Consider the following 20,999-nt stretch of genomic DNA (forward strand, 5'->3'; position numbering starts at 1 on the left):
CACTGACCCTATTACTTGATATTTCGTAGAATAATATGATACCTAGAGTGAAAAGTTCCAGTCAAAATATCTTCTCTTTTTATTAATACACATTCAAGAATTTCAAACGATCTTCCAATTAACTTCTCGATTTTACCAAAATTAAAATAGGACTGAATCGTCCCTTTTTCATGAGCAGTTTCAACTTCCACTTCACCATTATATTCCCGAGAGTGGCTAGAGTCGTCTCCTGAAATCAGATCACAATAAAAGAGTCCACCCTTCACCAAAACCCTGTTAATCTCTTCCACAGACTGAAGTGCAACAGAAAAGTTCATGCTATCTAATACTCCATGACTAACAGCAAATTGAAAATAATCATTTTCCCAAGGTAGATTTTGCGTGTACCCCTGCTTTATTTTATCTTCAGGGCTGTTGATCCCTTCCTTTTTTGCCCAATCAATTGCTAATTGGACAGCCGTTTCAGAAAGATCAATACCATACGCATCTAATCCCATTTGATGTGCATAAATAACATGTCTTCCAATACCGCACCCTAAATCTAATAATTTGTGGTTTTCCAAGTTCGGATATCTATCCATAAACTCAGACTGCCCTGTCCGTTTCCGAATATATTTGGAAGTGAATCTAATAATTTCTTCATGAGGATAATAAACGAAGTTATCTTTGTTTTTGTATGAAGTCTCCCACTCTTGTTTGTAAAAGCTCACTTCTCATCATCCTCTTTCTTACTCTGTAATTCATCTCTTTTACTCTGCTGATTCATCAATATAGCCTTCATGGAAGCCCATGTTATAGCACTTTCGGAAGCTAACCGATTCTCTTCTTGTATAGTCATGTATAGTTCTTTTCTATAGATTTCTACATCACGGGGAGCCTCAATGCCTAGACGAACGGTTTCTCCTTCAATCGAAATAACTTTAATCTCTATGTCATGACTTACTATAATAGACTCATTTTTTTTTCTGGATAGTACCAGCATGAGGATCCCCCCTACTCTCTTGTCAAGTTCTCTCGACAAACAACGGCTGATGAATAGAGTATCTTTCATCCTGCAAAATTACTTGTTTGGCCATACGGTTAGACAAATTGATGACAATTGGCGCCTTAAGATTCACTGATACCTGCTGACTCTCTCGAATAGTAACTATTGTAAAAACCGCTTTGGGTGTATCCTCTTGTATACTAAGAGCTACCTTTGATATATCTGGAAGAACGAATTCGTAATCATTAAAAAAGGCGAAAGGATTGACAACCCAAAAACCAATTTCCACCTCTTCAGTAGACTGTATCAAAAAAAACGGACTCTCCTCTTCCTGCATCAACTGAAAAAATTGCAAATGAGAAAACCCAGGAATGCCATCTTCAAAAAATAGCTTACCCAATTCCACTCGTTGGCTCTTATTCATGTTTTCCCCTCACTTACATCATTTGATCCAGTTGACTTCCTGACACATCAATCTTCAGACTATTATATTGTATCATATACGGCTCTACCTTACCGGGCGTATAGGAAAGCTCTGGGGATCTTGTTACTGGATCAATACTCATACCGTTTCGCTTAACGTTGATCGAAACCGGTTTTGCTTGGATACTTATATCGACGCCCTCATCATTGGATGTTGAGGGTGGTCTGTATCCGCCTTCAAGCACCCTCATGCCTTTCTCCCTACCAATTTCAGCTATGGCATTCTCTCTCGTGTATATTCTCATCATACGATCGCCCTCTTGACTCTTCTCTGCGATCGCCTGCAACCATTTTTCGCGCCCATACGCAGCATTACTGTCGCTAAACTGCATTGGGGTCATAATCCCGATATTTGATCGTGCTTGGCTTGAATCGATCATCAGTTCGGTCTTTGCCTGTTCGATAGTAAGTTCCGCGGGTTTCTGGCTCAGATTCATCTCCGCCTGAGGCTGCTTGATTTCTTGAACAGGTTTTCTGACATTTAGGCCGAGTTGCGCAAAAGTACTCTCCATACGTAACTGTGGAATCCGCATCACGTCATCCCCCTCCTAGCTCTCTATCTCAAAAAGTCTAGCAGTGTTGGTTGAATGATACGGGCTCCGGATCCCAGCGCCGCCGAATGTACACTTTCTTGTGTCTTTAGATCTGTCATTACTTCTGCCATGTCAGCATCTTCATTCTTCGCCATTAGCCCGGTGATGCTTACTTCTTGGGTTTTTAGTCTTTCTGCAATTAAGTCTACACGGTTTACAGATGCTCCTAAAGAAGCTCTCTCTGCCAATAATTTGTCATACTGCTGATCCATTCCCGTTATAAATTGCGAAGCACTTCTCCCGGTATTTAACTCATTGATAATATTATCAATCACTTTAAACATGTTATTTGCATTGTCAGGGAAATTAAAGATGTTTTGAGCATTGACGTTCGACGTAACAAAAACATTTTGGCTCACTTCTAAATTTATAGGCGAACTGTTCGTACTGACAAAGTCTCCTTTACCAGCATTGGCACTAGAATCATATGGGGCTTTGTTCGTATCTGTTCCTGCAAATATATACTTCCCGTTAATTTGCTGGTTAGCAAGCGTTCCCAAATGATTCTTCAATTCCAAAATCTCTGACCCCATCGTTTTCAAATCATCAGGGGAAACGGCCCCATCCCCAGAATACACCATGAGTTCATTAATTCGCTTCAAGACGCTACCAACTTCATCCATGGTACTATCGGTCATATCTAACCAAGATTGTGCCTCATCCACATTCCTTTTATACTGATCATTCTCCATCAAAGAAGAACGATAAAACATACCACGTGCTGCCACTACAGGATCATCTGATGGCTTCGCAATCTTTTTGCCAGATGATAGCTGCTCCTGCAAACTATCCATATTCCGCATCGATTTATGCAAATTCCGCAGCATATTACTATTCAGCATGTTCTGCGTTACACGTACTGCCATAATCTATTCCCTCCTAATTAGAGGCCCACTCGGCCCATGCCGTTGATGACTTTGTCCAAAATTTCGTCCATGCTTGTCATAACACGAGCAGAAGCACTGTAAGCATGCTGGTATTTCACCATTTCCGCCATTTCGTCATCGATCGATACGCCAGATACAGATTGACGCTGGCTATCTACGGTACCGACGAGCATTTCAGAGTTTAATTGGTTACGCTCAGCTTCCTGGGCATCAACACCCAATTGGCTAATCGTATAACGATAGTAATTATCTAATGTAGAGCTTTCTGCCAAATCGTTAGGTCCTGCACCCGCAGCCAACACCTTGAACTTAATCGAAGCAATCGCAAGAGCGCTCTTGTTATTCCCAACAGGAGTGCTGCCTGCTTCTGCTTGTGCTGCCGCGATGGCATCCAAGCTCTTCATAATTTCTGGATTAATTACAATCCCAGATGCACTTGTTGGATAATTTTTGGATGCTGGGTTAGCAGCCAGTGAGTTCGCATCTACAAAGAACGGGAGATCCTGTACGGTACCGTTGTTAATATCACTCAAGCTTCGACCTGCCCGATGCAGATCGTTGATTTCCTTCGTCAGATTCACAGCCAAAACATCCAAGCGTTTGAGCATATTCGGTACGATCTGATCACGAGATTGTAACGTTCCTGCCATATAGCCTGTTGTTGGCACAAATGCCGCTCCACCCAACGTCATGTCACTCATGCCTGTAACTGGGTTTTGTACAGTAGCTACCGGCTGTGATGTAATCCCTGTTACAAAATCGCGACCTTCAATCGTCACGTTTACCATACCAGCTGTTGATTGCGTCGCACGAATCTCCACCAGCTTGGAGAGCTTGTCCAAAAGCACGTCACGTTGGTCATAGAGATCATTTGGCTGATAGCCATGCGGTACCACGTTTGCAATCTGATTATTCAAGTTTGCAATCTGTTGGCCCAAGGAGTTGATCTCCATCGCTTTTACGTTTACCACATTGTTGAGATCTGTTCGTACTTCTTGAATGTGTTTCGTCAGCGTATTAAACGTATCCGCTACTGCCTTGCTTCGTTCCCGAACAACTGCGCGGGCTGATGTATCAGTAGGGTCCTTGGCAAGGTCCTGCCAAGCTTGCCACATCTGGTCCATAACTTTTTGCAAGCCAGTATCGGAAGGTTCATTCATGATCCCTTCTAATTTCTCCAACGTTTCCAAACGGCCATCCCAGTAGCCTTGGCGTTTGTATTCGTTCCGATACTGAATATCCAAAAACTCTTCCCGTAGACGCTGAATACTGGTAGCTTGAACCCCTGTCCCCAGCAACCCCGGTTCGATGCTCGCTTGCATCCCCACATATGGCAAACCAGTCGTAGCCTGCATATTCACGCGCTGGCGGCTGTACCCTTCCGTATTCGCATTGGAGATATTGTGTCCCGTTGTATTTAGCGCGGACTGTTGAGCGAACAAGCCGCGTTTGCTAACTTCAATTCCATGAAAAGTAGAGCGCATTTCGACACCTCTTTACGCTTTTTTATTGAAAAAAGTTCGATTAGCCTGACGATACGTATCCGAGGTCGGCCTTCCGTAGATGAAGTCGTCCTCGGGCGTATCCGTGATCAGGTCGAGCGTCATGTTTACAAAAGAAAGGGATTGCTCCAGTAACTGCTGATTCAGGTCGTTAGCATCGCGCAGTTCGGTTACAATCCGGCTTAGCTCATTACGACAAGAAGTGAGTCGCATCTTCTCTTCCGCACTGGTCGTCAACTTGATCAATTCAGCCAGTGTGCCTTCTTGCAGCGCAAAGCCCTTCTGTGCTGTCAGTTCTTTTACGACTTGCTGGCGGGCTGCTTCTGCTTCCGTGATGCCCTTGATCAGTTTTTGCTCCTGGCGCGTGAGGGCTACCAGTTCATCTACTTTTCCTTTTACCAGCACCTCTTTCTTGTGCATGGCTAAGGTGTACAAGGCTTTGTGCAACTGGATCAAGTTGTCGAGCAGATCGTAGAGTCTGTTCATTCCTTGCTTCTCCTCATCTTCCATCGAAAACTATTTAAAGAGGCTGTTCAAAAAGCCTCTCTAGATCTGTGTTACAGCTTTTTCCAAAAGGACAGGAGCTTATCAGCGATTCGCTCACTTGAAACGTGATATTTTCCTTCCTCCACTTGCTTCTTCAACTGCTCCACTTTTTCCCGACGTTGTGGAGAGTTGACATCTTCTACTTGCTTTTGCATTTCTAGCGCTTCTGTGGAAATGTTTACTTCATCCTTGCCCATCGGGATTTTGCCGCTTTTGCCTACCTGGTTGTTACCTGTCTTGTTGTAAGCATTGATCATCCCGACACGGTTAGGTTCATTAATCCGCATCTGATTACCATCCTCTCATACCAACGGTCTTTTCATAGAAAAAACCGATGACACCTCTTAGTAGTATCATCGGCAATTTCATGATGTACGATTAGTTTTTTTGCACAAAACTATTCGTCACTATTCTGCTTTCTTCGATAAGCCGCCTTAGCCAGATCGGCGCGTTGGAACTCTTCCAATCGCTGCTCTACCTCGATTTGTTGCGTGATTTCATGCTTCAAGCCGTTTAGACAAGATTCGCAAATGTTGCCTGCTCGAATCAAAAAACCGCAGCGCTCACATGGATAACCAAGATTTGGACTTCCGGCAACCGAAATGCGCCCTTCCTTGATAAACTTCGTGATTTGTTTCACGCTCACACCGGTGGCTTCGCTCACTTGATGAATATTCGATCCACGATTTTCACGCTTGCGTAAAAACTGGGCGCAGGCCTCATATTCTTGTTCCACTTCTTTACAGCATGTGGGGCAAATGTCACGGACTGCTTGTACAAATACAGCATCACACCGCGAGCAGTTTGCCAACTTGCCCATAGCCATATCGGACAACCCCTTTTCCGTTCAGAAAGTTCATACGGTTCTACATCCGTTGTATGCCTACATCATAGCTTAATTTTTCCAAACTGGCTATCGGTATATTGTCAAGGAATATACTTCACAGCTTGGCCCCAAACGCGCTCTGATTGTCCTCGCGCACGAACGCAACGTCGAACCCGTCGTATAAATATCGTCAAGGAGCAGAATGTTAGCAGCAGAGGGCACAGGCCCATCCTGGCCATCCCATACAAAAGCTTCCCGCATGCTTTCGTGGCGTACTGCGCGCCCTTTTTGCTTGCTCAGCTTTGGGGTGTCCTTCGTTCGACGTAGCAGCGGTCTCACGGGAATCTTGATCGCTGCTCCTAAATAGCGAGCCAGCAAGTCAACCTGATTGAAGCCACGTTCCCGCAATCGTTGTGGATGTAAAGGAACCATCGTGATACAGGTAAACCCCATAGACCTGTAATAACGCTGAACCGTAATGGCGAGAAGCGTACCATAGTATAAAGCTAGCCGCTCGTCACCGCGGTATTTAAACAATCCAAGCAAATCCTTCTCTCCCTTTTCATAGCGAAGCAAACTCCGATTTGCCACCAATATCTGATCATCTTCTCCATGAACACAATCCCTGCATAGCCCTTCGTCGCCGATACTAACCTGCAGCTCCCTATCACGCCCGCACCGCTGGCAAATATCATGTCCAATCACTGGCAAAGAATCAAGGCAAACTCCACACAGCATAATCCCTTTTAACATCCGGTAGATGACCGGATAGCTCGCCTGATCAGATAGCTGTCGCGCCTTTTCACGAGCGGCCGTTTCCTTTTGGAGAACTACGATACGTCCACCACAACGCACACACATCCCACTGGTCATGAAAGTCCTCTTTGTTCCGCGAGTCTTTGAGCCAAGATGTTCATCTGTGAAATCTGTCTGACAGCCCGCTTTGGAGAAATAGCGCGTTCTGCTTGCAAAAATAGAACGCTACCCGTCGTGTCATCAACTGATCGCCCTACTCGTCCTGCTATCTGCACCAATGACGCTTCGTCAAATACAGGTGCCTCCGAACCTACCACTACTACGTCACTCTTCGGTATGGTCACACCCCGCTCCAAAATCGTAGTCGTCACCATGACGGTATAACGTTTTTGTCGAAATGCGAGTACCTTCTCCTCCCGCATAGGGTCTGCCGCATGAACACCGGCCATCTCCCCTGCGTGAGGAGGAAGCCACTTTTGAAGGTACGATAGCACCCTGTCAATTTCATCAACTCGCGGGACAAACACAAAAACTTGTCGGCCTTCATTCAGAGAACTACTCACCGCTTCTATAAACGGTGCCACAACTCGATTCGTCTGAACGCGCTTATGTAAGCCTTGTACCGTGAGAATCTTGGGGACAGGAAGCGCCGCACCATGATAGCGTCCAGGTAACAGAACATGCGTATCAGAGGATAGCGGTATCGCGCCAGACGATCCTAGGAATGAGCGTCCCTTTCTAACGAGCCGCTTTTGCAAATATCCCGGAGGTGTCGCGCTTAAATAAAGGAGCTTCCCATTCTTTTTCACTGCTCTGGATAGAGCGCGATACAAAATAGGATCATTATGATAAGGGAACGCGTCGGCCTCGTCGAGAATCACCAGCAAAAAACGCCGATGGTAGCGCATGACCTGATGCGTGGTCGCAATCGTGATGTCACTCTCTTCCCACTTCTCTGAACTCGAACCGTGGACAGCTATCACTTTAGCCCCTGGAAAGACTCGCTGAATCCGTGGAGCCAACTCCAACACGACGTCTTTTCGAGGTGTTGCAATCAAAACGCGACCGCCAGCAGCAAGTGCCTCTGTAACAGAAGGGAATAACAACTCTGTTTTGCCCGCTCCACAAACCGCCCAGATCAAATATTCCGACAGCCCTGGTCTCGGATTGGCTACAAAGCAACGCGCTCGCTCAGCTGCCCGCGATTGATCTTCCGAATACTTTCCCGCCCACTCCAATCTCGCTACGTTCTGCAAGTGTTCTGCGCTACGGATAAACGATGCTCCTACATCCATTAAAAAATACGGTGTACAACACTTACTCCTACCCATACCTAAACAAGCTGTGCAATAGGCGCAGCCTTGCTCACACGTATGACAATAAGTAAATTCCACCTTCGCTCCTGCACTTCCGCAGCGTTCACAGACCAACTCCAGCCGATTGCGCCACCATCCTTTTGTGACCATAAAACGAATGCCAGGTCGCCACTCCGCTTTGTTTGCCAGCACGAATGAATGCAAAATGGCTGACAAATCATGCACGTCCATCCCTCGCCTTATCAGCAAAGACTCCACTTCATCCCAAAGGAGCGCACGCCCGTCCAAAATCTCACTCAAAACAACTTCTTGTGGTTTCTCGCACGATGGGCTCCTTCGAAGAAGTTCGCGACCACCTAAATAGCCCAACTGAGCATCCGGCAATTTCCCCGATACTTTGCTACCTTGATAAGGAACTTTCACACTCTCCTCGACTGGCTCCCAAGAAAACCACCCCTGCCCTCGACGATCCTTTACGCTCACTGCTTCCCGTCCATATAAGCTACTCGCTTCGCACACGCTACTTACCGCCAGCGCTCTCAACTCTTTTACATATCCATCAGTCAGCATCCGTCCTTTACCGACTTGTTCCATCAAATATCCGTTTACTTTCGCACGCAAGGAAAAAGCCAGAGCAAGCGACGATGTCTTCCCAATGACATGCAGGACACACCCTTCTCTTTCCTGCCAAAAAGAACGATCTACAGAAAAGCTCGGCGTAACATAAGTCTGCACCTGTGGTATTGACCCCCCGCAAGCTTTGATATACAGCAAATACTCACGCATATGCTCACTCCCCCGCCCTCTTGCCATTAGTGTGCAAAAAGACAGAGAGGTCCAGCAAATAAATTTCGGAATCAAAATCAGGCTGTAGAAAAATAAAAAAGCCGCCGATCTATTGTCGACAGCTCGTAATATTTACGCTTAATAAATTTTTATGCTCCCTCTTTTTTCTCCCGCAGATCAATGACGATGGTTCCAGCCGCCTTCTCCTCCTGACCGTCTTCCAAACAATATCCGTACGGATAACGATTCAAGACGACTGTCATCTGTTTCGTATCATCGTCAGATCCATCATCTATCAAGGTAATTCGGATTGGTCTACCACTCCAATACGAACGAAACAGCAGACTCCTCACTACACGTTCCAGCACCTGTTCCGAATTGCGCACCAGTAACCGATAATGCTCATACGGGAGCTCGCTCGCGCTATCCGTCCGATTGGTCCAGCGCTCCGCGATCATTACCAACAAAGAGGAGCAGCCAAATGCTGCCAAAAGCCATACAATCAGCTCTTCCATCACGGTCATACCTCCTCCTATACCAAGGTATGCCGCACGGCTTGAACAGAGTGCAAATAGGAAGCGCTTCCTACAGTTTCACCCAGCCGTTTTTAATGGAGATGACAACAGCTTGTGTCCGGTCTTGAACATTGAGCTTCTGCAAAATACTACTAACGTGATTTTTAACCGTCTTTTCACTAATAAACAAGAATTCCCCAATGGCACGATTGCTTTTCCCTTCTGCCATCAGCTGCAATACTTCCCGCTCGCGACGGGTAAGCGATTCGATCACTTTTGGATCGATGGCTTGCGATTCATCAACGGAGAAGCTACGCTCTGCCGTCCCTTCCTGCTCGCTCAGACGACGGAATTCTTCAATCAGCTTGCCCGTCACCTTTGGATGTATGTATGCACCACCACTAGCCACTACACGCACTGCGTCAACGAGGTCTGACGTTCCCATTTCCTTCAGCAAGTAGCCAGACGCTCCAGCGCGGAGTGTACGATACACATATCCCTCATCATCATGAATCGAGAGCATAATCACACGAGTAGAAGGGCTTACAGAAATCACATTTTCTGCAGCAGAAACGCCATTTATGTTCGGCATGTTAATATCCATCAACAAGACATCCGGCTTGTGCTCTTCCGCCAATACTGTGGCTTCTCCTCCGTCTGCACCTTCACCGACGACCTTGAAATCTTCTTCCATTTCCAATATTCGCTTTACGCCTTCGCGAAATAATTGATGGTCATCCACAATCACAATGCGGAGTTCTTGCTGTCTCTTATCCATGGTTCATCCCCCAGTACTTATTTACGTATCATGTCACAATTTTATCGGTATTTGGAATATAACCTTGGTTCCCTCTCCCGGAGCGGATTGCAGCTCGACACTACCCTCTAAGAGCTGTACACGCTCACGCATTCCCAAGAGTCCAAAAGAGTTGCCATTCGCCATGCGTTTTTCAAGATCGAATCCGACCCCATCGTCTTTGACAACGAGGCTTAACGAATCTTGTACAAATTCCAGCTTCACTTGAACTGTCGTAGCACCTGCGTGCTTCTCCACATTGTTCAGACATTCCTGAACCAAACGGAAGATCGCAGCCTTTACTGAACTGCGCAAAGGTGGCTCCACACCAAATACTACCAGATCGATGGAAGACTGAATACGCTCTTCACACGTTTGAATATATTTTTGCAAGGTAGGTACTAGCCCTAAGTCATCTAATGCCATTGGACGCAAATCAAAAATAATTCGTCGAACATCCGCCAAGCTCAAACGTACCATTTCCTTTAGCTCGTGCAGTTCCATTTGCGCTTCCAAAATGCGCTCGTTTTTCAACATGCGTTCTACAATTTCCGAACGCAGCACGACATTTGCCATCGATTGAGCTGGACCATCGTGAATCTCGCGCGCGACACGCTTGCGCTCTTCTTCCTGAGCCTGGATTACCTTTAGGCCCATCAACTGATGCTGCTTAGCTGATTCCAGCGCCTCGCCTATCTTACTTAAGTCACCAGTCAAATATCCAAGCACAACGCCCATTTGAGAAACCAGCTTTTCTGCACGAACGATGGTTTCTTCCAAGGTACGCAGTTGACGCTCCAAATCATTTCTTCTGCGCTTCAAATTATTTTCCCGCTCGCGGTAAATGGACAGTTCTACCTGAATACGGCTCGCCTCTTCATACGCAACCCGGATATCTTCCTCCGTGTACATATGAAAATTACGACTGACCAACACGAGCTTGTTGCGCGATTTGCGATACGCGAGTTCAAGCGCATCGACTTTTTGAATCACTTTGGAAATTTCTTGTCGAAGTTCATGTAAATCAAACTTCAATGAGTTGCCATGCTGTCTGGCGTTTTCAGCTATATCAAATATTTGAGTTTTACTCGTTTCTACGGTTTCAATCGTTCGCTTGATCACCCCGTCCAGCACGCTGATGTCTATCGCTTTGTTCATGATTGCTCTCCTTCAAACTCATTTTTAGCCTTCGTGAACAACTGTTGGAGGTGCTCTTCTTCTACATCTCGCAGACCCATGTCATTGCGTGGAATGGCAAACGGATCTGTTCCCTGTTTTACGAATCCCCGATTGGATGTAAACACATAGCGGTAGCCAGCTTGACGAGCTGTCTCCAGTACGCTTGGACTTGTGTATCCAAACGGCAACGAGATGACTTCGATCTCTTGCTTCATCCATTCGCTTAAACTGACGCGAGATATACTGAAATCCACATAGAGGCGGTCCCTGTACTCTTTCTCGTCCTCTAAACGCTGCAAGTCTTTCAGATAGACCGGAGCTGTTTCTGGGCCAAGATCGCCCCACTCATTTCGTTCTTCCTCTTCATGCAGACTGTACGTGTGGGACCCGATCGTAACCAGTCCCGTATGAACCATTTCGTTAACCTGTTGACGCGTAAGTGGTGGCGTCATATTCTCCCGTTTTCGGTCAGCTACATCTCTTAAGCGCCCCGCAATCGCGAAGTTCACTGAAGGGTAGCCGTATGTACGTAAGATCGGAAATGCTTCTCTGTAATAACTCTCATACCCATCGTCAAACGTAATCAAAACAGCATTCACAGTCGGTAAGGTACCCGTCTCCATAAATCGCAGGAACTCATCCAACGAAATCGGATTCAGGTCGTTATCATGCAAAAATTTCATGTGTCGGGCAAATTGATCAGGAGCTATGACATACCGCTGATTCGATTGATCCGTGACATGATGGTACGTCAAAACCACAACCTGATTGTTATACCACTTTTTCGTTTGAACCGCTGCTTCTTCAATTGGTGTGACGTTTGGCTCAGCATTTTTTGTCTCACTTATGCTTATAGACGTATCCACTTGGGGAAAAGGTTGCACTTCTTGTTTATTCTTTTTTTCCAGAAAAGATTCGCCTAACAACCCAATAGCCACTGCAAAAAACAAAAAAGTAAGAAACACGATCAGGAAGAGCCTTCTGTTCGGCAAAAAAACCCCTCCTCTACTTCCTCACTAGGAGATTCGACACAGTCCTACAAATTCCTGTGCAACAATTGACCCAATAATTGGATCACTCTGCTCCTAAAACGAAAAAGAGCCCAGTAGCAATACCAGGCTCTTTTTATGTCATTCAGCAATATTACAGTTGAGCAGCCTCTTGCTTCAGAACTTCTGCTTTGTCTGTTTGCTCCCAAGGAACATTCAGGTCATTACGTCCAAAGTGGCCATATGCAGCTGTTTGTTTGTAGATAGGACGACGCAGGTCGAGCTGCTTGATGATACCAGCAGGACGCAGGTCGAAGTGTTTGCGAACCAATTTCACCAGAGCTTCTTCGGAAATGGTACCTGTACCGAAAGTATCTACTGCGATGGAAACTGGTTGTGCTACACCAATTGCGTAAGCAACTTGTACTTCGCATTTGTCTGCGAGGCCAGCAGCCACGATGTTTTTCGCTACATAACGAGCTGCGTAAGCACCGGAACGGTCAACTTTTGTCGGATCTTTACCGGAGAACGCACCGCCGCCATGACGAGCATAACCGCCGTAAGTATCTACGATGATTTTGCGGCCAGTCAAGCCAGCATCCCCTTGTGGTCCGCCAATTACGAAACGGCCAGTTGGGTTGATGAAGTATTTGGTATCAGCGTCCAACAGTTCAGCTGGAACAACTGGTTTGATTACTTGTTCAACCAGATCTTGCTTGATTTGCTCCAAAGTTGTTTCAGGAGCATGTTGGGTAGAAATAACGATTGTATCGATACGAACTGGTTTGTCGCCATCGTACTCAACGGTTACTTGTGTTTTTCCGTCAGGACGGAGGTAAGCAAGTGTTCCGTTTTTACGTACTTCAGTCAGACGACGAGCCAATTGGTGGGACATGCTGATCGGAAGTGGCATCAGCTCAGGTGTTTCATTGCAAGCAAAACCAAACATCAAACCTTGGTCACCAGCACCAATTGCTTCGATCTCAGCGTCAGTCATTTTGCCTTCGCGTGCTTCCAATGCTTGGTCTACACCAAGTGCAATGTCAGCGGACTGCTCGCCAATTGCAGTAATAACACCGCAAGTGTCAGCGTCAAAACCAAATTTCGCACGGTCATAACCGATTTCACGAATGGTTTCACGAACGAGCTTTTGGATATCCACATAAGTGTTTGTAGTGATCTCACCTGCTACGAGAACCAAACCAGTAGTTACGGAAGTTTCGCAAGCTACGCGAGCGTTTGGATCTTTGGACAGGATCGCATCCAAGATGGAGTCGGAAATTTGGTCACAAATTTTATCCGGATGTCCTTCAGTTACAGATTCGGATGTAAACAGACGACGACCTTTTTGCAAAGCCATGAGAAAATACCTCCTTTGACCTCATACAAATAGTGTGGTAGCCGAGTCAGGATTTTATCTACGTAAACGCAAATAAAAAACCTTTTCCATCTTTTAGGAGGAAAAGGTTTGAGCGTTTTTTGCTTCCTTCATCCTCTTATCGGCCAGAACAGATGTCCGTTCTGCTGGTTAGCACCGCTCTAGATCGGTTGCCGGGCTTCATAGGGCCAGTCCCTCCGCCTGCTCTGGATAAGAGTATCCATTACGGATAATAGAATAATTGTTTTTTTCAGAGATGTCAATAGGAAAAATTTTACTTATAGTTGATAGGCTTTGGAAAGTACCACAACTACCTCGGCGCGAGTTGCCCTTCCATTCGGTTTAAAGGAAGAACCGTACCCATTGACCCAATTTCTAGATGTTAAAGCCTCAATAGCAGGAGAAGCCCAATGACTCGTTGGCACATCCTGATAATTCGAGGTACCACGGTTATACATCAAAACATCACGTGCCCGCGCGATCATTACTGCCATCTCTGCACGCGATATCGGCTGATCCGGCTTCATTTCATTCCTCGGGTACCCTTTCAAAATTCCCAATTGATAGGCTACACCTAGGTTGTGGTACGCCCAGTGCCGCTTTGGCATATCCCGGAAGGTCGTTTTTCCTGTGTAGGTAGTTGCTACCTTGGAACCGGTCGCACGCATCGATTTAAGCAGCATCGTGGCAAATTCTGCACGGGTCACTGCCTGATTCGGCTTGAACGACGCATCATTAAACCCATTTACAATATCGCGAGAGCTAAGTCTGACGATCTCTGAGCGCGCCCAGTGGTCCGAAATATCGCGATAGCCCCCTATCAATTTCTGCTGCGTCACCGTGAGTCGGTACGATTCATATTTGAACGCAGTACCGCTATTAAGGCGTACATAATATTTTCCTGGTTGCAAACGCAAACCGATAACATCGTTTCCTCGGTTAGACAGCTCCGCTACCTCATTCGTCGAAGCGATCGCATAGTTCATGTTTCGATCGCTATAGAGCGCGAAACGAAAGCCGCTATCGACAGGAATGTACGGCGCTCGGAACGTCACATACGATTCACTATTCACAGTAAATTGGAACCAGTCGGAATCAGTAGCTGTCGGTATTGTGCCTGACATCACTGTCCCACCGCTTAACGGAGACGCTTTTTGATAGGTGTCATTCGGCTCATTAAAATCTTTTTTTACTGGCGTGTACCCCAAATCCAGCTGGTATTCGCCATTGACTGCATTCCGCGAATACTCGCTCACACGGATGTAATATTTACCCGGAGACACCTCTTTACTGACCCGCTCTGTCGGATTGCCCTTTGTCCCATTATCGTATAGAGGATCCCAAACTACTGCTTTTTGACCAGGCTCTTGTTTACCAAGACCCAGCAACAGATCCACTCGCTTGTTGTCAGGGCTAACAGTGACATCAAAATGCCCGTACTCACGAACATAATAAGAGAACCAATCCTGATCGCCTTCATCATGAAAATTGCCTGTCACACTGATTTGGTTCCCTACAAGTGGTCTGGCCGTTTCTTGTGTATCGTTCGGTTCATTTCGGTCAGGGTTGATTGAAAATTTACTCGTCAACACGTATGTAAAAGCGTTGTTGACGCCTCCATTGCGCATTAAGCGGATGTTCATTCTTCCCGCCTTGACCGGGACCGTTATCATATCTCGATTCCCGAAGTAATGTGTAATCGGTTGACGATTCTCAGGGTAAAAGGTAGCAGCCATCGCCGAAGAAATACCCGATGTGACTGTAGCCGTAAAGCTGACCTTTCCATCGTAAGGGATGTCCATCTTCAGCCAATCTACGGTATCTTTTGGACCCAAATTGCCGCGTATTTGTGACTCAATCGGAAACGCCTTCGCTTTGGAAGAAGAATCATTCGGCTCTAAAAAGTCGTAAGAAAGTGCCGTTTTTACTGCTTTGTTGACATCTAACAAGCCGTATCCAGTCTTCCGATCCCATCCTTTCTCTCCCAAGTCAGTAGCCGTTTGATAAAGCAATTGCCTCACATCAAATGGACTGAGATTAGGGTGCCGAGCGAGAATGAGCGCAGCTGCACCAGCTACTTGCGGTGCCGCTGCTGAAGTACCACTAAACGAGCCGTATTTTCCCCCAAGCTTCGTTGTGTATACATTCAACCCAGGAGCTACCATATTCAGCTCAGGCCCCGTATTTGCCTGATTCAAGACTTCATTGTTACTCCTCACAGCCCCTACCGCCACGACTGTTGGATACGCAGCTGGATACGCCACACGGCTACTTTCATTACCACTTGCTGCAACCAAAACGGCTCCGCTTTTCTCCGCTCGTTGTATAGCAGCTGCCAACGACTTGGAGTAAGCCATACTGCTAACGGACATCACAATGACTTTGGCACCACGATCCAAAGCTACATTGATGCCTTTCGGAATCAGTTCTACTTCCGATTCCGCCTTGCTATTCAAGATTTTAATCGGTAAAATCTTGGCATTCCAAAGAACACCTGAGACACCAATATTATTATTTCCACTAGCAGCTAGAACACCGGCTACTTCTGTGCCGTGCCCGTTGTCGTCCTGTGCTGACTTCCCAGGATTAACGAGATTCACACCTGACAAAAGGTTGCCCTTTAAATCAGGGTGTTTATAATCTGCTCCAGTATCCAATACAGCAATAATAATCTGCTCATTGCTATTTACCGTTGGCCAAGCTTTATCTGCTTTAATTTGACTTAGATGCAGCTGGTTGGTCAAATAGTAGTCATTGGATGCCGGAGGTGCTGCTGCGAAGACTGATTGGCTGTTTGCCATAATGAGCGTGACCATTAATGTAACAGTCACTGACATGTTCACTGATCTTTTCATGTAAAACAGTCCTTCCTTCTCTCCCCTGCAAAAGTAGCAGTCCTAAAAGGAAATCAGGTATTTGTAATCTGGTCTTTAGCATAGCGGATGAAAAGGGGGACACGCAACCCTCATTCTCCAATATTTGGAACGCTTTCATAGAAGAAAACCCTTTTTACCATCGGCAAAAAGGGTTTTTCTCCTTACTGTAACAAACCTTTATTGTCTTCTACTTCAGGTGCTACCTGAGCTTTTTCTTTTTTTCGTTGTTGCGCTTTCGGAATAAAGGCAGTCAGTTCAGCAATATTTACCGCTTCTTTTTTAAAGGAAGAGGAAGGAATATCGAACGCCCACACGCGATGGCAGTTCGCTTCCACCTTCATGTTTTCCAACGTGAAGTGTACGCGTGCTACTGTATCGCCCGCTTTATCATGAACAATAATTGGCACTTCGGTAAACTCCAGACGTTTTCCTAATCCGTTACGGAAAGCAACGATAACTTTCAAGCCATTATCTTCACCAGGCTTGATATCGAGGACTTGCAAATCTACTTCTCCCTCTACAATCGGGTTCTTCTCTTCAGCCTGTTGCAAATACTGCTCCGTCTCCTCTGAACTCAGACCCCAATTATAATTTTGGTTATCCTCTACTCCGTGCTTTTTCGGCTTGATAAAAGTCAGCATCAGAGGTATCTCTTTTTCAGGGATACGGTCAAACTCATCCCAGCGGAACATAAATTCCATCGGGCGACTAGACATTTCTCCTACTGGTCCCGAAGCAATCAGATCAAACGTTTTTCTCGCGACCTCTTCTCCGTCCTCCGTAACCAAGGACAACGGGAGCTTTTGAAGCAAAACGCTGCGCTCTGTCGCATTGCGAATGTAGGTAAGAACCAGATAACCATCATTAGTAACCTGCGTGAAGAACGGAATGATACCGACTTCGTTACGAACAACCGGAGGCATTTCATCATGCGCGTATTGCAATAGCTCCTGCTCAGCGTCATCCAATTGATTTTCCCAAGGACCGTTCATCACCAAAAACAGTTCCTTCGAATCCACACGGTTTGCAGATTGTTGCGGATTATCCAGTCCAGATACACCCAGATAAAACTCTCTATGAAGATTCTCATGAATATCTTCGCGTACTTGCTCTAAGCTCTCTTTGGAACCAAACCAATTTTCCAATAACCAACTCATATAGCAACCTCCTCTTTCCCATCCTGAAAAAATGTGCGTGCTACTCTACAGTAAGCGCCCATCTTTTCAGGTCGGCATCAGGCTTCTTCACAAATTTAGGTGGGAATACAATCAGCCACGGACGGCTGTTTCCAGGCTTCACACGAATGGTGCTTGCATCTAGAGAACCTGTCGCAACTACATCTCCATTGGAATCCGAAATCGTCAATTTGAGCTTTTCCGGACGGTAATCATGGCTGAGTCCATTTCGGAAAAGCATGGCTACCACAAGGTTTCCTTCCTCGGTCTTCCGGATGTCAAACCCCGTTACTTCCACCGTATTAATAGGAACCAACGGCAAAGACTGTGTCAAAGCTTCCAGACGATCCTTTTGACGATCAGTCATGCGCTTCTCCATTTCAGGATCAAGCTCCAGTGTACGAGGCCAAACATGTGTATTTCTGCCTGCCTTCATTACCACTTTCCAACGGCTAAAGGTGAAATTCTCATGCAAATAGCTTTCTTCCGGGAACAAAACCTCCCATGGACGGCTGGAATGCGGTGGAATAGCCTCCATATCTGACAAATCCACTCTGATCCGTGCAAAAGGCTTGTCGTCCAGATAAATCGCTAATCCTACGTTTTTAATACGCACAGGTTTATTTGTGGCGTTGCGGAAAAACATAGCGACAGTCATTCCATTTGGCTGCGGAATCATACTGAAGCCTGTTACGCTAATCATACCTGGTACCATCTCAGGCAATTCTGCTTGCAAAAAGCGGAGAGTATACTTTTTCTCCGAATCCAGCTCACTTTCCCATATCGGGCTCAAGGATAGCTCAGTTCGAATTTTCTCAGCCTTCGTAGCAGACTTTTCCAGTCCGCCATTGCTATCCATTTCGACTTCGTTGTTAGTCATGGAAGCTAAATCAATTGTCGACTCCTCCTGAATCTCTTTTTTCAGATCCTCTAGGGAGCGCTTCTGTTGATCTTTACCTAACAAATTCTTCATAAAAGAAAACATATGATACCTCCTCACACGTCCGGGCACGAACGAAGCTTCTCTTATCATCATAAACGTTTTAGACTAGCCCATGCAAATTGGCCTCTCGAAAAATCAAGCTCCTTGGGGTACGCTCACTTTCCAACGAGACAAATCTGGCGCTTCCTTTTGAATGCTTGCCGGTGGAAAAATAAACACCCACGGCTTGCTGGTATTTGCATTTACATTCAAGCCATCCAGTTCAAATAAGCCTTCTGCCACTTTATCTCCACTTGCATCAAACAGCGCCAACGGCAATTTTTCCAAGGAAAGGGACTGCGCAGAGCCGTTGCGTATCAGAAGCATGACATGAAGATCGCCTTCTGACGAACGCCCAAGCTGTACACTCTGGATATTGACCTCTCCCTCTTTTAAAGCAGGAAGATTCTTGGCTAACTGAATCAAGTAAGTTTTCTGCTCTTCAGATAGCGCCTTAATCCAGGATTCCTCTAGCTCCAATTGGTGTGGCAGAACCATTTTCTTCTCCGCCAATTCAAAAGCAATTTTCCAATTTGCCAAAAGAACATCCACTTTCAGGAAGTGTTCTCTATCAAATACAAACGACCACGGTCTTGCGGAACGTGGTGGAATTTCCCCGATCTCGCTCAGATCAAATATCTGGCGGGTAAACAACTCCTGATCACCGAACAGTACCACCAGTGTCGTCTCATTCAGCTGCACAGGTTCATCAGAACTGTTCCGGATGAATGCTGTCACTTCAATCCCTTCTTCATGCGGAACAAGAGCAGTCCCTGCCAGAGAGATATTCCCCGCCTGCAATGGAGTCAGTTCTTGAGCCATAAATGAGAGCGAATACTTCTCCTGTGGACTAAGCTTATCTTCCCATGATTTATGCAGGGAGAGCGTTGTGATGACGCCAGAAGATGCATCCTGTACCTGGCCTTCTTCTTGATGTGACTGTGCGGTATCAGAAGCAGACAAGATCGATTCCTCTTGAACCTGCTCTTGAACCTCTTTCGCCGTTGGTTTATTCCCCATTAAATTCTTCAAGAAGGATAACATATCGTCGCTCCCAACTTTTCTCTACATCTATATACAGTTTGCATTCGTCATCCACTATAGCATAGTGACATCCTTTTGCAACATAGAAAACTTGGCATTATAAACAGCAATGAAACGGTTTTTGCAACCATAGAACGGAGCCATTCGTAATAGTAGTTATGTTAGGATACCCGTATGATGCAGATGATGTCAAGGAATGGAAAGATATCCTTACTTCAAAGCTCGAAACCTATTAGATGTTAAAGTTTACAATATTATTCAATATTGCTAGAATATAAGTGTCTAAACAAATAACTTGGGGAAGCACCATTTGCCAACTGACCAGCTCAGTTGGTCTTTTTTCTATCATAGGGATAAACTAATATATGTACAAAAAAATAAAGGACCTGCCTGTTACTGGCTGGACCTTCAGATTTGCTTACCACGTTACATAATCGCTAATTGTAGTTTCCAATCCAATGTCTCTCGAATCCCATCAGTTAAACTTGTTTTAGGTACCCACCCTAATTTATCCATAATGTGAGAATTAGATAAAACAGAATGATTAATGTCACCTAATCTTGAATCTACATAAACAGGTGCTCCCTGTCCATTTAATAAACAGTTAAACAGGTTGTACAGCTCGTTTAAACTTGTGGAAATTCCTGTGGAAACATTAAAGATTTCTCCATCTCCCGCTTGCAGTGCAAGTACATTTGCTCTAGCGATATCCTTTACAAACACAAAGTCACGTGTGGTGCTCCCATCTCCATAAATAATTGGTGATTCTCCTCTGCTGAATAAATCAGTGAAAATAGAGACTACACCGCTTTCTCCATTTGAAGACTGCCTTGGGCCATAAACATTGGCATATCGTAAAATAGTAAAATCGATACCATAAAGTTCATGATACATCCTCAAATATTCTTCGGATGTCTTTTTCGTTAAGCCGTACGGAGAAACTGGCTTAAGCGGATGACTCTCTTTAATAGGCAATTCGAAAGGCATTCCGTATACAGCAGCTGTCGAAGCAAATATTACTTTTCTTACTTGATACTTCCGAGCTGCTTCTAAAAGATTGAGTAGCCCTGTTAAATTGACCTGAAGATCCGTAATAGGGTCTCTTAAAGAATTAGGTACGCTAACTTGCCCAGCCTGATGTATGACAATGTCAAACTTTTCTCTAGAAAAGAGCGGATACAAATCATCTCTAATATCTTGTTCAATGATTCGAACGTTCCTAATGAGATTCCCCTTTTTCCCTACGGATAAATTGTCCAACACGACAACGTGATGTCCACACTCAATTAATTCATCTACAACATGGGAACCTATAAAACCTGCCCCTCCAGTTACGAGTACTTTCATTAAAGTCTCCTCTTCACGCATTTGTGACAGCTTCTATC

General features: G+C 45.5%; 21 protein-coding genes and 1 riboswitch. All 21 genes read right to left on the reverse strand.

The window, feature by feature from the left end:
* Positions 1-11: 11 nt before the first annotated feature.
* Positions 12-710, reverse strand: a complete 699-nt coding sequence (locus ACM6JA_RS29230) for a class I SAM-dependent methyltransferase (RefSeq protein ID WP_414855227.1) — start codon at positions 708-710, stop codon at positions 12-14.
* Positions 707-982: a carbon storage regulator CsrA gene (gene csrA / locus ACM6JA_RS29235; protein WP_414855228.1), complete on the reverse strand. Its 276-nt coding sequence runs from the start codon at positions 980-982 to the stop codon at positions 707-709. Before csrA ends, ACM6JA_RS29230 begins: the two co-directional genes overlap by 4 nt.
* A gap of 22 nt (positions 983-1,004) precedes the next feature.
* Entirely contained in the window at positions 1,005-1,409 is a 405-nt protein-coding gene (fliW, locus tag ACM6JA_RS29240; protein ID WP_414855229.1) for a flagellar assembly protein FliW, read from the reverse strand.
* Positions 1,410-1,422: 13 nt separating this feature from the next.
* Entirely contained in the window at positions 1,423-2,001 is a 579-nt protein-coding gene (locus ACM6JA_RS29245) for a DUF6470 family protein (RefSeq protein ID WP_414855347.1), read from the reverse strand.
* 23 nt (positions 2,002-2,024) lie between these two features.
* Positions 2,025-2,927, reverse strand: a complete 903-nt coding sequence (flgL, locus tag ACM6JA_RS29250) for a flagellar hook-associated protein FlgL (protein WP_414855230.1) — start codon at positions 2,925-2,927, stop codon at positions 2,025-2,027.
* Positions 2,928-2,944: 17 nt separating this feature from the next.
* Positions 2,945-4,432, reverse strand: coding sequence for a flagellar hook-associated protein FlgK (flgK, locus tag ACM6JA_RS29255; RefSeq protein ID WP_414855231.1), 1,488 nt, complete (start codon positions 4,430-4,432; stop codon positions 2,945-2,947).
* A 12-nt stretch (positions 4,433-4,444) separates the two neighbouring features.
* Entirely contained in the window at positions 4,445-4,936 is a 492-nt protein-coding gene (locus tag ACM6JA_RS29260) for a flagellar protein FlgN (protein WP_414855232.1), read from the reverse strand.
* A 71-nt stretch (positions 4,937-5,007) separates the two neighbouring features.
* Entirely contained in the window at positions 5,008-5,283 is a 276-nt protein-coding gene (gene flgM, locus ACM6JA_RS29265) for a flagellar biosynthesis anti-sigma factor FlgM (protein WP_016742371.1), read from the reverse strand.
* Positions 5,284-5,393: 110 nt separating this feature from the next.
* Positions 5,394-5,822 (reverse strand): TIGR03826 family flagellar region protein, encoded by a 429-nt coding sequence (locus ACM6JA_RS29270; RefSeq protein WP_414855233.1) that lies wholly within the window; start codon positions 5,820-5,822, stop codon positions 5,394-5,396.
* Positions 5,823-5,909: 87 nt separating this feature from the next.
* Entirely contained in the window at positions 5,910-6,695 is a 786-nt protein-coding gene (locus tag ACM6JA_RS29275) for a ComF family protein (RefSeq protein ID WP_414855234.1), read from the reverse strand.
* The gene (locus ACM6JA_RS29280) at positions 6,692-8,680 is read right to left on the reverse strand and encodes a DEAD/DEAH box helicase (RefSeq protein ID WP_414855235.1); all 1,989 of its coding nucleotides are present in this window, start codon (positions 8,678-8,680) and stop codon (positions 6,692-6,694) included. The genes ACM6JA_RS29275 and ACM6JA_RS29280 overlap by 4 nt, the downstream gene beginning before the upstream one ends.
* A gap of 149 nt (positions 8,681-8,829) precedes the next feature.
* Entirely contained in the window at positions 8,830-9,195 is a 366-nt protein-coding gene (locus ACM6JA_RS29285) for a glycosyltransferase family 2 protein (RefSeq protein ID WP_414855348.1), read from the reverse strand.
* Positions 9,196-9,265: 70 nt separating this feature from the next.
* Positions 9,266-9,973, reverse strand: a complete 708-nt coding sequence (locus ACM6JA_RS29290; RefSeq protein ID WP_015893575.1) for a response regulator — start codon at positions 9,971-9,973, stop codon at positions 9,266-9,268.
* A 33-nt stretch (positions 9,974-10,006) separates the two neighbouring features.
* Positions 10,007-11,149 carry a sensor histidine kinase gene (locus ACM6JA_RS29295; protein ID WP_047069765.1) on the reverse strand — a complete coding sequence of 381 codons (1,143 nt, stop codon included), beginning with the start codon at positions 11,147-11,149 and terminating at the stop codon, positions 10,007-10,009.
* A complete protein-coding gene (locus ACM6JA_RS29300; protein ID WP_414855236.1) occupies positions 11,146-12,162 on the reverse strand; it encodes a polysaccharide deacetylase family protein in 1,017 nt (338 codons plus the stop codon). The genes ACM6JA_RS29295 and ACM6JA_RS29300 overlap by 4 nt, the downstream gene beginning before the upstream one ends.
* 151 nt (positions 12,163-12,313) lie before the next feature.
* On the reverse strand, positions 12,314-13,519 hold the full coding sequence (gene metK, locus ACM6JA_RS29305; RefSeq protein ID WP_217367744.1) for a methionine adenosyltransferase: 1,206 nt from the start codon (positions 13,517-13,519) through the stop codon (positions 12,314-12,316).
* A 133-nt stretch (positions 13,520-13,652) separates the two neighbouring features.
* A riboswitch (SAM riboswitch) is annotated at positions 13,653-13,754 on the reverse strand.
* Between the two features lie 61 nt (positions 13,755-13,815).
* A complete protein-coding gene (locus ACM6JA_RS29310; RefSeq protein WP_414855237.1) occupies positions 13,816-16,392 on the reverse strand; it encodes a S8 family peptidase in 2,577 nt (858 codons plus the stop codon).
* A gap of 182 nt (positions 16,393-16,574) precedes the next feature.
* The gene (locus tag ACM6JA_RS29315; protein ID WP_414855238.1) at positions 16,575-17,570 is read right to left on the reverse strand and encodes an SLAP domain-containing protein; all 996 of its coding nucleotides are present in this window, start codon (positions 17,568-17,570) and stop codon (positions 16,575-16,577) included.
* A 40-nt stretch (positions 17,571-17,610) separates the two neighbouring features.
* Complete coding sequence (locus ACM6JA_RS29320; RefSeq protein ID WP_414855239.1) at positions 17,611-18,573, reverse strand: SLAP domain-containing protein; 963 nt, start codon at positions 18,571-18,573, stop codon at positions 17,611-17,613.
* Between the two features lie 93 nt (positions 18,574-18,666).
* Positions 18,667-19,614, reverse strand: coding sequence for an accessory Sec system S-layer assembly protein (locus tag ACM6JA_RS29325; RefSeq protein ID WP_414855240.1), 948 nt, complete (start codon positions 19,612-19,614; stop codon positions 18,667-18,669).
* A gap of 426 nt (positions 19,615-20,040) precedes the next feature.
* Positions 20,041-20,982, reverse strand: coding sequence for an NAD-dependent epimerase/dehydratase family protein (locus ACM6JA_RS29330; RefSeq protein ID WP_414855241.1), 942 nt, complete (start codon positions 20,980-20,982; stop codon positions 20,041-20,043).
* Between the last annotated feature and the right edge of the window lie 17 nt (positions 20,983-20,999).

The organism is Brevibacillus sp. IT-7CA2 (assembly GCF_949767855.1).
GTDB lineage: Bacteria > Bacillota > Bacilli > Brevibacillales > Brevibacillaceae > Brevibacillus.

Excerpts from the sequence above, each read along its gene's own strand:
- ACM6JA_RS29320 (WP_414855239.1), bottom strand. The coding sequence starts at position 18,573 with ATGTTTTCTTTTATGAAGAATTTGTTAGGTAAAGATCAACAGAAGCGC.
- ACM6JA_RS29290 (WP_015893575.1), bottom strand. The coding sequence starts at position 9,973 with ATGGATAAGAGACAGCAAGAACTCCGCATTGTGATTGTGGATGACCAT.
- ACM6JA_RS29295 (WP_047069765.1), bottom strand. The coding sequence starts at position 11,149 with ATGAACAAAGCGATAGACATCAGCGTGCTGGACGGGGTGATCAAGCGA.
- ACM6JA_RS29270 (WP_414855233.1), bottom strand. The coding sequence starts at position 5,822 with ATGGCTATGGGCAAGTTGGCAAACTGCTCGCGGTGTGATGCTGTATTT.
- ACM6JA_RS29275 (WP_414855234.1), bottom strand. The coding sequence starts at position 6,695 with ATGACCAGTGGGATGTGTGTGCGTTGTGGTGGACGTATCGTAGTTCTC.
- metK (WP_217367744.1), bottom strand. The coding sequence starts at position 13,519 with ATGGCTTTGCAAAAAGGTCGTCGTCTGTTTACATCCGAATCTGTAACT.
- ACM6JA_RS29325 (WP_414855240.1), bottom strand. The coding sequence starts at position 19,614 with ATGTTATCCTTCTTGAAGAATTTAATGGGGAATAAACCAACGGCGAAA.
- flgM (WP_016742371.1), bottom strand. The coding sequence starts at position 5,283 with ATGCGGATTAATGAACCTAACCGTGTCGGGATGATCAATGCTTACAAC.
- ACM6JA_RS29285 (WP_414855348.1), bottom strand. The coding sequence starts at position 9,195 with ATGGAAGAGCTGATTGTATGGCTTTTGGCAGCATTTGGCTGCTCCTCT.
- ACM6JA_RS29245 (WP_414855347.1), bottom strand. The coding sequence starts at position 2,001 with ATGCGGATTCCACAGTTACGTATGGAGAGTACTTTTGCGCAACTCGGC.
- flgL (WP_414855230.1), bottom strand. The coding sequence starts at position 2,927 with ATGGCAGTACGTGTAACGCAGAACATGCTGAATAGTAATATGCTGCGG.
- ACM6JA_RS29280 (WP_414855235.1), bottom strand. The coding sequence starts at position 8,680 with ATGCGTGAGTATTTGCTGTATATCAAAGCTTGCGGGGGGTCAATACCA.
- ACM6JA_RS29315 (WP_414855238.1), bottom strand. The coding sequence starts at position 17,570 with ATGAGTTGGTTATTGGAAAATTGGTTTGGTTCCAAAGAGAGCTTAGAG.
- csrA (WP_414855228.1), bottom strand. The coding sequence starts at position 982 with ATGCTGGTACTATCCAGAAAAAAAAATGAGTCTATTATAGTAAGTCAT.
- flgK (WP_414855231.1), bottom strand. The coding sequence starts at position 4,432 with ATGCGCTCTACTTTTCATGGAATTGAAGTTAGCAAACGCGGCTTGTTC.
- ACM6JA_RS29330 (WP_414855241.1), bottom strand. The coding sequence starts at position 20,982 with ATGCGTGAAGAGGAGACTTTAATGAAAGTACTCGTAACTGGAGGGGCA.
- ACM6JA_RS29310 (WP_414855237.1), bottom strand. The coding sequence starts at position 16,392 with ATGAAAAGATCAGTGAACATGTCAGTGACTGTTACATTAATGGTCACG.
- ACM6JA_RS29260 (WP_414855232.1), bottom strand. The coding sequence starts at position 4,936 with ATGAACAGACTCTACGATCTGCTCGACAACTTGATCCAGTTGCACAAA.
- fliW (WP_414855229.1), bottom strand. The coding sequence starts at position 1,409 with ATGAATAAGAGCCAACGAGTGGAATTGGGTAAGCTATTTTTTGAAGAT.